The organism is Cohnella sp. 56, from assembly GCF_037963805.1.
In the GTDB taxonomy this organism is placed as follows: Bacteria; Bacillota; Bacilli; order Paenibacillales; family Paenibacillaceae; genus Cohnella.
In genome coordinates this window covers 1-12,508 of record NZ_JAZDQE010000009.1, presented here as the reverse complement: position 1 = coordinate 12,508, position 12,508 = coordinate 1, and the positions used below count along the sequence as shown (strand labels likewise).

The window sequence follows — 12,508 nt, the reverse complement described above, 5'->3', positions numbered from 1 at the left end:
GGACGGCGTCTGTCTTACGTACGGGGAAGACGCCCTTGAAGGGTGTCTTCCCTGCCCTTCATCGAACGGTGTCGCACAGCGCCCCCGGAGTAGATGAAGCATCTACTAGGAGGACCATGCATTCATGGAAAAACTGATGATACGCGGAGGACGTCCGCTGCGCGGAACGGTCTCCATCAGCGGCGCCAAAAACAGCGCGATCGCACTGTTGCCCGCTGCCATTCTCGCCGAGTCCGAAGTCAGACTCGATAATCTGCCGCATATTAGCGACGTCGAGATTTATACCGAGCTGCTAGAAGAACTGGGCTGCAGGGTTGCCTGGCAAGAAGAGACGTTATCTATCGATCCTACCCGTATTCAATCGATTCCGATGCCCAACGGCCGGGTCAAGCTGCTGCGGGCCTCCTATTATTTGATGGGCGCCTTGCTCGGACGCTTCGGCGAAGCCACCATCGGATTGCCGGGCGGCTGCAACTTCGAGCCGAGACCGATCGACCAGCACATCAAGGGCTTCGAGGCCCTCGGCGCAATCGTAACCAATGAACATGGAGCTATCCGCATCAAGGCTAACGAATTACGCGGAGCTAGAATATATATGGACGTCGTCAGCGTAGGCGCCACGATCAACATCATGCTGGCCGCCGCCAGGGCGAAGGGATCTACCGTCATCGAGAACGCCGCCAAGGAGCCCGAGATCATCGACGTGGCGACGCTGCTGAACGCGATGGGCGCCAAGATCAAGGGCGCAGGCACCGAGACGATCCGCATCGAAGGCGTAGACCGCATGCACGGGTGCAGGCACTCCATCATTCCGGACCGCATACAGGCAGGCACGTATATGATTATGGCCGCCGCTACGCGCGGCGACGTCCTCATCGACAACATCATTCCCAAGCATATGGAGGCCCTCACCGCCAAGCTGCAGGAGATGGGCGTGCACGTCTACGAGATGGACGAATCGATCCGCGTCGTCGGCCAGCAGGACTATGAGGCTGTCGACGTCAAGGCGCTTGTTTATCCCGGATTTGCGACCGATCTCCAGTCGCCGATGACCAGTCTGCTCACGCAGGCGACCGGTGTGAGCATCCTGTCCGACTACGTGTACAGCAACCGGTTCAAGCACGTGCCGGAGCTTGCGCGCATGGGCGCGCAGATTCGCGTCGAAGGGCGCTCCGCGATCGTCGAAGGCGGCAGGCTCAACGCAGCCAAGGTGAGAGCTTCGGATCTGCGTGCGGGAGCGGCGCTTGTCGTGGCGGCGCTCACCGTCGAAGAAGGAGTGACGGAGATCACCGGGCTTGAATACATCGACCGCGGCTATGAGAGGCTCGACGAGCATCTGCGGGGACTCGGCGCGGACGTATGGCGCGAAGCTTGAACGGCGGCTGCCGTTCGGGCGAGTGCGCATATCCTAATATGAAGTGGGGATTGTATTGACGGATTTTAAGATGTCCGATTTGGAAGGGCTCAGCCTGACCCAGCTCTACAAGCTGGCGAAGGACCTGCAGATCGCAGGCTACAGTCAGATGATCAAAAAAGAGCTGATGATCGCCATCCTGCGCGCGCAGGCCGAACGCGGCGGTCATATGTTCCTCGAAGGCGTGCTGGAGGTACTGCCCGAAGGCTACGGCTTCCTGCGCCCGATCAATTACCTGCCAAGCGCGGAGGATATTTATATCTCCGCCTCCCAGATTCGCAAGTTCGATCTGAGAACCGGCGATCTCGTCTCCGGCAAGTGCCGGACGCCCAAGGAGAATGAACGCTACTTCGGCCTGCTGCAGGTGAATCTCGTCAACGGCGAGACGCCCGAGGTGGCCCAAGAAAGACTGCATTTCCCGGCGCTGACGCCGCTTTTCCCGGACCGGAAGCTCGTACTCGAATCGTCGCCCCATCGCTTGTCCACCCGCATCATGGATCTCCTGGCTCCCGTCGGTCTCGGCCAACGCGGCCTCATCGTCGCTCCTCCCAAAGCAGGCAAGACGCTCCTCCTCAAAGAGATCGCCAACAGCATCTCGATTAATCGCCCGGATATCGATCTGTTCGTGCTGCTGATCGACGAGCGCCCTGAGGAAGTGACGGACATGCAGCGTTCGGTCAAGGGAGAGGTCGTCGCTTCGACGTTCGATGAGGTGCCGGATCACCATATCAAGGTGGCGGAGCTCGTCCTCGAGCGCGCGCGCCGTCTCGTCGAGCACAAGCGCGACGTCGTCATCCTGCTCGACAGCATCACGCGCCTCGCGCGCGCCTACAACCTCGTCGTGCCGCCGTCCGGCCGTACTTTGTCCGGCGGCGTCGATCCGGCGGCATTCCACCGGCCCAAGCGCTTTTTCGGCGCGGCGCGCAACGTGGAGGAAGGCGGCAGCCTGACGATCCTCGCGACCGCGCTCGTCGAGACGGGCTCCCGTATGGACGACGTCATCTACGAGGAATTCAAGGGTACGGGCAATATGGAGCTCCACCTCGACCGCAAGCTCGCCGAGCGCCGTATCTTCCCCGCGCTCGATATCCGGCGCTCCGGCACCCGCCGCGAGGAGATGCTTCTCTCCAAGGAGGAGCTCGACAAGGTATGGACGCTGCGCAAGAGCATGAACGATTCGATCGAGTTCGTGGATCAGTTCCTGCGCAAGCTGGGCGGCACGAAGACCAACGTGGAGTTTCTGGCCGTGCTGGACAACGCCGCGAATGCGCCGGGCCGCGGTCCTTTGCGCCCGGGGCAGAGCGGCGGCTCGGCAGCTGGCGCTGCGGGCGGTCAGGGAGCGGACGGCTCGCAGGCCGGAGGCGTATCTGCTCCGGCAGGCGGCGCTGCCGGCGTGTCCGGTTCGGGCACGGGCAACGGCTCGGCATCTGCGGGCACCGCCTCCGGCGGAGCTCGCTATTCCGGCACCTCGGGCAGCAGGCCGCTGTCCCAGTCGCGTCCGGGCAGCTACAATGCCGGACCGCGCGGCGGCAGCTATTCGAGCAGCCGCCCCGGCTATCCGAGCTCCTATTCGGCGTACGGCAGCAGGCAAGGCTCGACCGCGCGGCCCGCAGGCGGCAGCTCCGCCGCCGGCCAGACGCCGTCGTCCGCCGGCACGTATGCGAATTCGCCGAACGGCAGCCAGTCCCCGTCGTCTCCTGCGGCTGGGGCCGCGGGAACGCCGTCCGTGACGCCTTCGGCGCCGAGCGCAGGCTCGTCCGTGTCTAACGCGGGCGCATCCGCACCGAACACGGGCGCTTCGACGTCGAGCGCGAGTGCGTCCACGCCGAGCGTCGGGGCGTCCGCGCCGAACACGCCGAACACGGGCGCATCCGCATCGAGTGCCGGGGCGTCCGTGTCCCGGACGGGCGGCTCTGCCGCTTCGCCCGCGCCGCGTCCGTCCACACGGACATCCGGCGCCGCACAGTCGCCGACCGCGCGTTCGCCGCGTCCGTCGGCTCCGGCTTCGTCGGCAGCGCCTGGCCGGGCGAGTTCCCCCGCGCCGTCCGCTGCTGCGGCGGGGGCGCCTTCATCGGCGTCATCCACGGCAGCGCAGCCGACTACGCCGGCAGCAGGCGCGCCATCTTCGGCCGCGCCGCAAACCGCGCAGCCGACCGTGCCGTCCGCCGCTGCGTCGACCGCGTCGGCGCCTGCATCCGCGGCGTCTGCCGCGAAGCCCGCGCCAGCATCGGCCGCGCCGTCCGCGGCCGAGCCGCCGGCCACCGGCGCCGATGCCGCCGCCGCGACGCCGGCGAAGCGCACCCAGACGCGCGCAGCTTCGCCGCGCAGCACGGCCGGCACGGCTCGCGGCAGCCGCAGCGCGTCTGCCGCGAGCGCCGGCGAGCCGTCCGCGGCCGCACCGGCGACCGCGGACGCGCCATCGGCTGCGGATGCGCCGCAGCCCGCGGCCAAGCGCACCCGCGCAGCCGCCGGCGCCAAGACCGGCTCCCGCGCCGCCAAGTCCGCGGCAGCGGATGCCGCCGCAGGCGATACGCCAGCACCGTCCGCTTCGCCGGCGCCAGCCGCACCGGCTGAAGCCGAGGCGCCGCCTGCGAAGGCGCCGCGCCAACGCCGCCAGACCAAGAACAGCCCCGCTAGCGAATAAGTCCCGCTCAGGACGCGCCCGATCACAATTCGGGCGCGTCCGAGTCACGAAAGGAGCTACACGCCATGTACCTGGTTTACGCCGACGAGCACGGCAATGTATACGATCACGACAAACTTCACGCCGTTGCGCGGAGCGGCGACAGGCTGGTCGAGCTGCTTGAAGACGAGCTGATCCCGCTGCCCGCGGGCGCCACACTGGTCGGACTGCCGCATACTCGTGCGATCGGGATGAATCCCGTCACGGGCGAGATGAAGGCGTTGCCTGCGGGCAGCCAGGCGGTGGGCGCGCTGCTGCCGCAGGGCTTCACGCGTTTCTACGTGCCGGGCTATACCAAGACCGACAAGACCCAGATGTTCCCCCTGTTCGGCTACACGGCCGTCGTCTGGAAGGACGGAGGCTTCTACGTCGCCGCATCCGCCACTGACGATCCCGAGCCCTGGAATCCGGACAATTGCGACCGCCGGGAGCTGGAGGTCGAAGTGAACAGACTGCTGACCGCCTATCCGGACAATCGGCTGTACCAGCATCTGTCCCATTGCGCGCTCGGCTACGAATGCCTGACGGCATCCAATACGTTCCTCCAGCGTCTTGAAGGCGCCGTGCCCGTATCGTTCGCCTGCAACGCCGGCTGCTTCGGCTGCATCTCCGAGCAGCCCGACGACAGCGGCTTCGTCTCTCCGCAGACGCGGCTCAAGTTCAAGCCGACGGCCGACGAGGTCGTCGACATCATGCTCGAGCATCTCAAGGAACCGGAGACGATCATCAGCTTCGGTCAAGGCTGCGAGGGCGAGCCTTCGACGCAGGCCAAGACGATCATCGAGGCGATCAAGCGGGTACGCGAGCATACGTCGAACGGCTATATCAACATTAATACCAACGCCGGCCTCAGCGATCATCTGCGCGCCATCACGGACGCGGGGCTTGACCTGATGCGCGTCAGTACGATCAGCGCCATCGACGAGCACTACAATGCCTACTACAAGCCGCGAGGCTACACGCTCGCGAACGTCGAGAAGACGATGAAGTACGCGGAGAGCCAGGGTGTGTACACCTCGATCAACTATCTGGTGTTCCCGGGCGTCACGGACCGGGAGGAAGAGATCGAAGCGATGATCGAGTTCGCCCGCCGCACCAAGCTCAAGCTCATCCAGATGCGCAACCTGAACATCGACCCTGACGCCTATCTGAACCTGATCCCCAAGGCCAAGGGCGAGATCTACGGGATGAAGACGCTGTTGGAGATCTTCCGCGAGGAGCTGCCGGACGTCGTCATCGGATCGTATACACACCTTCCGCCATCGCGGAAAAATCGGGCGGTCGCCCGGGTATGATGCAATGCCCAAGAGCAGGAATCGGATGCCTCGACATTCGTTTCCTGCTTTTTTGCTCGGCTACTGATCGTGCAGATGGACGGGCTCCCCTGCACCTGCGGTGGGCGCGGCTGCTGGGAGCAGTACGCCTCGGTGCCCGCGCTGATTCGGCTTGCGCGCGAGCGGGGGCTGCCCGCCGATTTGACGTCGCCGATCGCGCTGTTCGAAGCCGCCGGGCAGGGTGACGCCGCCGCAGCAAGCGTCCTCGATGTCTATGCGGGGCAGATATCCGTCGGACTGGCGGACCGGATTCATATTTTTAACCCGCCGGCCATCGTCGTCGGCGGCGCCGTCTCGGCGCAGGGCGAAGCGCTGCTCGCGCGGATTCGCGCGAGCACATCGGCCAAGGTCATGCCCGTGTTCCGCGAGCCGGTCGACGTAGAGATCGGCGCCGCGGGACTCGGCGACCGGGCGGGCTTCATCGGCGCCGCGCGGAGCGTGCTGCTCCGCTGCTGAGACATGCATACGCCGGGGAGCCGTATGCAGGACGGCAGGGCGCTGACCTCAGGGACAGGCATTGCGGTCGCTTGCCCTTCGTGATATACTAATCAGGTATGTCATTAACTCTGGAGCCGCATGCGTTCCAGGGCAGAAGAGGTGAATTCTAAGATGAAAGAAGCCATCCACCCGAAGTATTCCGTCACGACGGCTACATGCGCTTGCGGCAACACGTTCGAGACCGGCTCGGTTCGCCCGAACATCAAGGTCGAGATCTGCTCCGCTTGCCATCCGTTCTTCACCGGCAAGCAGAAGTTCCTGGACGCCGGCGGCCGGATCGACAAGTTCAAGAAGAAGTACGGCATCTAATCGAAGCCGTATAACCACGAATAGAGCGCAGCCTCCCTCCGCATCCTAACGGATACGAAGGGAGGTTTTTTTTCATGCTCAGTCCAAATGCAATCCGCTTCAAAATGCTGGTCGCGGCGGCGTTGATCGCCGCAGCGCTGCCGATCGCCGGATGCGGCGCCTCGGGCGGCTCGAACGCGAGCTCCATCAAGCAGCAGAGCTACGCGGACGACGGCCTGCTCGGACGCACGAGCAGCTATCCGCGCATACCCGGACGCCATATGGCGCTGAATTATGACAATGACTTCAAGATGATGTCGACGACGATCAAAAATCTCAACGGCGTAGCCGGATCGAACGTGACCTTCAACGGTGCGGACGCCTATGTCACGGTCAAGCTGAAGCCCGGACTTGACGCCCAGCAGCGGCAGACGGTGGAGAGCCAGGCGGCCAGCGTGCTTCGTTTTAACTTTCCGAGATACAACATTCACGTCAGCACGGTGGACGGCAATCGCTGATTCCGGGAACCAGGGAACGATTACCGAAGCTGCATATCCCCGATTTAGTTGCACGGACAGTCGTTATTCGTTATACTAAGTCATGCCGTGCTAGATGGGGAGGTAGCGGTGCCCTGTCACTCGCAATCCGCTATAGCGAGATCGAATTCCTGTTTGAGGTCATGTCACGCAGTTCCGGCTTCGCCACGGCGCGTTGATCGAATGGTCCTCCGCGAGGGACGCCCATGAACCCGGTCAGGTCCGGAAGGAAGCAGCCGTAAGTGGTCACGTTCTTGTGCTGGAGGGTAGCCCTTCGGGAGCGTACGTACGAAGTACGTCTGGATGGCATTGATCGAGGGCAGGTGCACGGTTCTTAATCCAATAATTACTTATATCAATACACCTCAGCGCAGACAGACTGCGTCGAGGTGTGTTTTTTTCCGTTTTGCGTAAGCGCATACCCCAACATGCGCGGACAGAGGTCGAGCGTGTCGAACAAGCGAGCTGCCAGAGCGGAGGGGGAAAATGAATATGTGGCGTCAGCAAAGAGCGGCCGGTACGGTCGTGCAGTGGAGGGGCGATACGCGTGTGCGGAGGGAGCATTTCATCCGGTTGTTCGCGGAGCGCATGCTGGCCGACGAGTGGACCGGCGTATTGCTCGTAGATGCCGATTTTCGCATCGTAGAGGCGAATCCGATGGCCGAAGGAATCTTCGGAGGCAACCGCGCGGATTGGATCGGTCAGCCCGTGGACGTATGGGCGGAACGCATGAATCTGCAGCTTCCTTTTGAACGGTCCCTGCTCGAAGGGGAGTCCTTCCGCAACCGCAAGCTGACGTGGACGAGAGACGATATGCCGCGCGAGGTCGCTGTTGACGGGGATGTGCTGGTATCTTCGGGCGAGACGGTCGGGGCTTATCTGCTTATTCGCGACGTGACGCAGTGGATGATGCTCGAAGAGCAGGTCAGGCGCGCGGACCGGTTGAAGATGATCGGCCAGGTTGCGGCAGGGACTGCGCATGAGATCCGCAATCCGCTGACGGCAATCAAGGGCTTCGTCCAGCTGATGCAGAAGTCGTTCGACGAGCGGAGCATGGACAAGGAGCTGAATTATTCGAAAATCGTGCTGTCCGAGCTGGATCGCGTACAGGCGCTCGTGGGCGAGTTTCTGCTGCTCAGCAAGTCCAGGGAGACGAAGCTCGAGTCGCTGCGCATCGGCGCCGTGATGCAGGAGATGCTGCCCATGCTGCGCAACGAGGCCACCCTGCACGATATCATGCTCAGCTACGAGCCGAGTCCGGAGCTGCCGCCGGTGATCGCCGACAAGGAGATGCTCAAGCAGATCATTTTAAATCTCGGCAAGAACGCGATCGAAGCGATGGGCAAGGGCGGACAGCTGCTGATCCGGGAACGGCGCGCCGATCCGGCGCGGCCGGGCTTCGTCTCGATCGACGTCTGCGATACCGGCCCGGGCATTCCGCCGCACACGTTGACGCGCATATTCGATCCTTTTTATACGACCAAGGAACAAGGGACGGGCCTCGGCCTGTCCATCTGCCAGCGGATCGTGCACGATCTGGGCGGGGATATCGGCGTCGTCTCGACGGCTGCCGGCACCGTCTTCAGCGTCTCGCTCCCCTCGGTCGCCGCACTCGACGGCCGACTGGCATCCGGCTGTGGAGCGATACCGTACGATGATGTATAATAAATGCAATACACCATAGGCAGGAGCGACATGGAATGGCCCATATGGCTTTGTACCGTGCCTGGCGTCCACAGACGTTCCAGGACATGGTCGGGCAGCAACATATCGTTCAGACGCTGCAGAACGCCATCCGGGAAGACCGGCTGTCTCATGCTTATCTATTCAGCGGTCCCAGGGGCACGGGCAAGACGACGGCGGCGAAGGTTCTGGCCAAGGCCGTCAACTGCGAGCGAGGCCCGTCACCGGAGCCCTGCAACGAATGCGACGCTTGCCGGAGGATTACGTCCGGCGCCGTGATGGACGTCGTCGAGATCGATGCGGCCTCCAACCGGGGTGTCGAGGAGATCCGCGATATTCGCGACAAGGTCAAATACGCGCCGACCGAGGTCCGGCGCAAAGTGTATATTATCGATGAAGTGCACATGCTGACGACGGAAGCGTTCAACGCACTGCTCAAGACGCTAGAGGAGCCGCCTGCGCACGTGATGTTCATATTGGCGACGACGGAGTCGCACCGGCTGCCGGCGACGATCATATCGCGCTGCCAGCGCTTCGAGTTCCGCCGGGTGCCGCTCTCCGAGCAGATCGAGCGGCTGCGGGAGATCTGCGGCGAAGAGGGGATCGCGGCCGAGCCCGATGCGCTCGGCTATATCGCCAGGCTGTCCGACGGAGGAATGCGCGACGCGGTCAGCCTGCTCGACCAGATCGCTTCCTTCACGGGCGGCCAGGTCACGCTTCAAGGCGCGGTCGATGCGACGGGCGGCCTGCCTGCCGATCAGTTCGTGCGGATGGCGGCCGCCATTCGCGATCAGGACGCGGCCGCCGCGCTGCGCGAGATCGACGAGATGATGCAGGCCGGCAAGAGCGCGGACAAGTGCCTGGAGCAGCTGATGCACTACTTCCGCGATCTGCTGCTGGCTCAGCTCGCACCGGATACCGAGAGTGCCGCCGGCCGCGTCAGCGATCCGGAGGCGCTCTCCCGGGCTGCCGGCGGATTCAGCCGGGAGCGGCTGTTCGCGGTCATCGACCATCTGAACCGCTACCAGACGGAGATGAAGTACGCAGCGCATCCGCAGACGATGTTCGAGATCGCGCTGCTCAAGCTCTGCTCCGACGGCGGCGCGGCGGCCGCGGTCGGACAGGCCGGGGCGGCGGCTCCCGCAGCCGCCGCAGGGGCCGACCTGCAGCGTCTGCAGCAGCAGGTCGCGGGCCTTGAGCGCAAGCTCGCGGAGCTGGCGCGCGCTGGCCCTGCCGCCGGCGCGGGCGGCGTCGCGGCGGATGCCGGCGGGCCGACCGGCGGCGGATTCGCCCGCAGCGGCGCGGGCGCGGCGCGCGGCGGGGGAGGCTCGGCCGTCGCGGGCGGGGCGGCCAAGGCGCCGCTGCGCGCGCGCGTCAAGGTCGAGCCGTTCCTGGCGGCCAAGGGCTCGCCCGACGCGCTGCAGGCGCTGGCCAAGTGGCCGCAGACGCTGCAGCGCGTCAAGGAAGAGCGAGTCACCGTCCACGCCTGGCTGGTGGATGGGGAGCCCGTCTCCTATGCGGACGGCACGATACTCGTCGCCTTCCGCAACTCGATTCACCGCGAGACGACGGAGAAGCCCGCCAACCGCCAGGTGATCGAGGGCGTGCTGAGCGCATTGCTCGGGCGTCCGACCCAACTGGCCACGCTGCTGCAGAAGGAATGGCAGGAGGCGCTCGCCGCCTCGGATGCCTCCGGCGGCGCGGGGGCAGAGGCGCCGGAGGAGCTGAAGCTCGTGCCGGAAGACGGCGGAGATTCGCCAGGAGAGCCGCTGATCGACGAGGCGCTTCGTCTATTTGGAGAAGAATTGGTTGTCATACGAGAAGACTGAGGAGGATATAACGAGATGAACAACATGAATCAAATGATGAAGCAAGTGAAGAAGATGCAAGAGCAAATGCTGAAGGCCCAAGAGGCACTCGGCGACAAGACGGTCGAAGGCACGGCGGGCGGCGGTGTCGTGACCGTCTCCATGAACGGTCACAAGAAGCTGATGAACGTGGCGATCAAGCCCGAAGCGGTCGATCCCGAGGACGTCGAGATGCTCCAGGACCTCGTATTGACCGCAGTGAACGACGCCCTGACCAAGGCGGACGAGTTGGCGAACGCAGATATGGGCAAGTACACCGGCGGCATGAAGATCCCGGGCTTGTTCTAAGCGGCGGAGCCTGATTCTTGTTTTACCCTGAACCGATTGCCAAGCTTATCGAATCCTTTTCCCGCTTGCCGGGCATCGGGCCCAAGACCGCGGCCCGGCTGGCTTTTCACGTGCTGCGCATGAAGGAAGAGGATACGATCGACTTCGCGAAGGCGCTGGTCAGCGTCAAGCGCAATCTCACCTACTGTTCGATCTGCTGCAATATTACCGACACCGATCCCTGCCGTATATGCTCGGACAAGACGCGGGATCCGTCCGTCATCTGCGTCGTGCAGGAGCCCAAGGACCTGGTCGCGATGGAGCGTACGCGCGAGTTCGGCGGCTACTACCATGTGCTGCATGGCGCGATCTCGCCGATGGACGGCGTGGGGCCCGACGATATTCGGATCAAGGAGCTTGTCCAGCGACTTAGCGACGAGCGTGTGCAGGAGCTGATCCTGGCGACCAATGCGAATATCGAGGGAGAAGCTACCGCGATGTATTTATCCAGGCTCGTGAAGCCATTCGGCATCAAGGTGACGCGCATCGCCCACGGTCTGCCGGTCGGCGGAGACCTGGAGTATGCGGATGAGGTCACCCTCTCCAAGGCGCTCGAAGGGCGGCGCGAGCTTTTTTGACAGTACTTTTTTATGATCATATCGACGAGAAAAGCGCCTTGTGCGCTTTTTTTCTGTTTTTGCCTGATTCTGAATGCCGCTTCTGTGACATATAAATGGTATCGGGTTGTCCTGCGGGCGCTCGATCACACTCAGGAGAGGGAGCGGTGAGCATGTTGAAAGGGAGAAGCGAGAAGCTGGCGGCGAAGCAGCTGAAGTCGGAGAGAGAGCGGCTGATCGACGAAGTTCGGGTAGCAGAGGCGGAGTGGCGGCACGCGCACGCGCAGTTCGACGCCGCGCTGGGCGTCGATCAGGTGGACTATGCGATCTACCTGCTGGAAGCCGCCGAGCAAAAGCTGGATATGACGCTGCGGCATGCGCGCAAGTTATGGCACGATGAGCGGGCTGCGCAGCATCTGCCGGAGCTTCGCCTGGATGCCGCCATGCTCGGGAGCGAGGGCGCATGAAGACTGTATGGATGATCATGCTGGTTGCCTCTGCAGCCTCTCTGCTGCTTCTTCTGCTGCGAAGAAGCGCGCCGGGAGGCTGGCTGTTGAGATTCGGCACGCATCTCGCGCTGGCTGCATTCGCAATCTATGCCTTGAATTTCTCAGGGTGGATCACCGGCTGGCACGTGCCTTTGAACCCTGCCACGATCGGTACGGTGACGCTGCTCGGCCTTCCGGGCATCGCGCTCGTGCTCGGCTTGCAGCATATGCTGATTATTTAGTTGAACTAATTTGCAAATACACGTTGACGAGCTATGAGCGGATATGTTAAATTAATTTTCGCGCCTGAAGCGGTTGAGAAACTGCGGATGAAAATTCCGATAACTTTCCAGAAAATATGGCTTGCATCGGAATAGGTGGTTGTGATATATTATTCAAGTCGCCGCTGAGAGGCCGCCGAGAACGAGGCCGAGAGCGAAGACAAGATTGCTCCTTGAAAACTGAACATCGAGCGTTAAAACAAACGGACGCTGAAGCCTTTCGAGGCTGAGGCAAAAGTTATACCAGCATTATCATGAGCAAGTCGAACTACCCTGGTGCGTTTGATTGTCGTCGTTTCTAACGAAACGTCTTTCGTCAAAAGCACTTTTATGGAGAGTTTGATCCTGGCTCAGGACGAACGCTGGCGGCGTGCCTAATACATGCAAGTCGAGCGGATTTAGTTTGTAGCTTGCTACATACTGAGTTAGCGGCGGACGGGTGAGTAACACGTAGGCAACCTGCCCTTCAGACCGGGATAACATTCGGAAACGAATGCTAAGACCGGATAGGCAGCGAGGTCGCATGACCTTGCTGAGAAACACGGAGCAAT

The 12,508-nt window shown here is 62.8% G+C and carries 11 protein-coding genes, 1 rRNA gene, 1 other RNA gene and 1 pseudogene; all 14 read left to right on the top strand.

Annotated elements, in window-relative coordinates:
* The first annotated feature begins 124 nt into the window (after window positions 1–124).
* Window positions 125–1,375: a UDP-N-acetylglucosamine 1-carboxyvinyltransferase gene (locus VQ071_RS16320; RefSeq protein ID WP_340515162.1), complete on the top strand. Its 1,251-nt coding sequence runs from the start codon at window positions 125–127 to the stop codon at window positions 1,373–1,375.
* A 70-nt stretch (window positions 1,376–1,445) separates the two neighbouring features.
* Window positions 1,446–2,792, top strand: a pseudogene (rho, locus tag VQ071_RS16315) (transcription termination factor Rho); the annotation flags it as partial.
* 1,331 nt (window positions 2,793–4,123) lie between these two features.
* A complete protein-coding gene (locus VQ071_RS16310) occupies window positions 4,124–5,392 on the top strand; it encodes a radical SAM protein (RefSeq protein ID WP_340515161.1) in 1,269 nt (422 codons plus the stop codon).
* Between the two features lie 75 nt (window positions 5,393–5,467).
* On the top strand, window positions 5,468–5,887 hold the full coding sequence (locus VQ071_RS16305; RefSeq protein ID WP_340515379.1) for an ROK family protein: 420 nt from the start codon (window positions 5,468–5,470) through the stop codon (window positions 5,885–5,887).
* Window positions 5,888–6,040: 153 nt separating this feature from the next.
* On the top strand, window positions 6,041–6,238 hold the full coding sequence (gene rpmE / locus VQ071_RS16300; protein WP_090117667.1) for a 50S ribosomal protein L31: 198 nt from the start codon (window positions 6,041–6,043) through the stop codon (window positions 6,236–6,238).
* Window positions 6,239–6,312: 74 nt separating this feature from the next.
* Entirely contained in the window at window positions 6,313–6,735 is a 423-nt protein-coding gene (locus VQ071_RS16295) for a hypothetical protein (protein ID WP_340515160.1), read from the top strand.
* An 85-nt stretch (window positions 6,736–6,820) separates the two neighbouring features.
* Window positions 6,821–7,084, top strand: an RNA gene (gene ffs, locus VQ071_RS16290) — signal recognition particle sRNA large type.
* A 161-nt stretch (window positions 7,085–7,245) separates the two neighbouring features.
* Entirely contained in the window at window positions 7,246–8,418 is a 1,173-nt protein-coding gene (locus VQ071_RS16285; RefSeq protein WP_340515159.1) for an ATP-binding protein, read from the top strand.
* A gap of 35 nt (window positions 8,419–8,453) precedes the next feature.
* Window positions 8,454–10,265: a DNA polymerase III subunit gamma/tau gene (gene dnaX / locus VQ071_RS16280; protein ID WP_340515158.1), complete on the top strand. Its 1,812-nt coding sequence runs from the start codon at window positions 8,454–8,456 to the stop codon at window positions 10,263–10,265.
* Between the two features lie 15 nt (window positions 10,266–10,280).
* Window positions 10,281–10,592, top strand: coding sequence for a YbaB/EbfC family nucleoid-associated protein (locus VQ071_RS16275; RefSeq protein ID WP_340515157.1), 312 nt, complete (start codon window positions 10,281–10,283; stop codon window positions 10,590–10,592).
* A gap of 17 nt (window positions 10,593–10,609) precedes the next feature.
* Window positions 10,610–11,209, top strand: coding sequence for a recombination mediator RecR (gene recR, locus VQ071_RS16270; RefSeq protein WP_340515156.1), 600 nt, complete (start codon window positions 10,610–10,612; stop codon window positions 11,207–11,209).
* Between the two features lie 152 nt (window positions 11,210–11,361).
* The gene (locus VQ071_RS16265; protein ID WP_340515378.1) at window positions 11,362–11,655 is read left to right on the top strand and encodes a DUF2508 family protein; all 294 of its coding nucleotides are present in this window, start codon (window positions 11,362–11,364) and stop codon (window positions 11,653–11,655) included.
* Complete coding sequence (locus tag VQ071_RS16260; protein ID WP_340515155.1) at window positions 11,652–11,918, top strand: pro-sigmaK processing inhibitor BofA family protein; 267 nt, start codon at window positions 11,652–11,654, stop codon at window positions 11,916–11,918. The genes VQ071_RS16265 and VQ071_RS16260 overlap by 4 nt, the downstream gene beginning before the upstream one ends.
* Before the next feature lie 366 nt (window positions 11,919–12,284).
* Window positions 12,285–12,508 (top strand): 16S ribosomal RNA (locus VQ071_RS16255); the annotation flags it as partial.

Excerpts from the sequence above, each read along its gene's own strand:
- VQ071_RS16320 (WP_340515162.1), top strand. The coding sequence starts at position 125 with ATGGAAAAACTGATGATACGCGGAGGACGTCCGCTGCGCGGAACGGTC.
- VQ071_RS16310 (WP_340515161.1), top strand. The coding sequence starts at position 4,124 with ATGTACCTGGTTTACGCCGACGAGCACGGCAATGTATACGATCACGAC.
- VQ071_RS16305 (WP_340515379.1), top strand. The coding sequence starts at position 5,468 with ATGGACGGGCTCCCCTGCACCTGCGGTGGGCGCGGCTGCTGGGAGCAG.
- rpmE (WP_090117667.1), top strand. The coding sequence starts at position 6,041 with ATGAAAGAAGCCATCCACCCGAAGTATTCCGTCACGACGGCTACATGC.
- VQ071_RS16295 (WP_340515160.1), top strand. The coding sequence starts at position 6,313 with ATGCTCAGTCCAAATGCAATCCGCTTCAAAATGCTGGTCGCGGCGGCG.
- VQ071_RS16285 (WP_340515159.1), top strand. The coding sequence starts at position 7,246 with ATGTGGCGTCAGCAAAGAGCGGCCGGTACGGTCGTGCAGTGGAGGGGC.
- dnaX (WP_340515158.1), top strand. The coding sequence starts at position 8,454 with ATGGCCCATATGGCTTTGTACCGTGCCTGGCGTCCACAGACGTTCCAG.
- VQ071_RS16275 (WP_340515157.1), top strand. The coding sequence starts at position 10,281 with ATGAACAACATGAATCAAATGATGAAGCAAGTGAAGAAGATGCAAGAG.
- VQ071_RS16265 (WP_340515378.1), top strand. The coding sequence starts at position 11,362 with ATGTTGAAAGGGAGAAGCGAGAAGCTGGCGGCGAAGCAGCTGAAGTCG.
- VQ071_RS16260 (WP_340515155.1), top strand. The coding sequence starts at position 11,652 with ATGAAGACTGTATGGATGATCATGCTGGTTGCCTCTGCAGCCTCTCTG.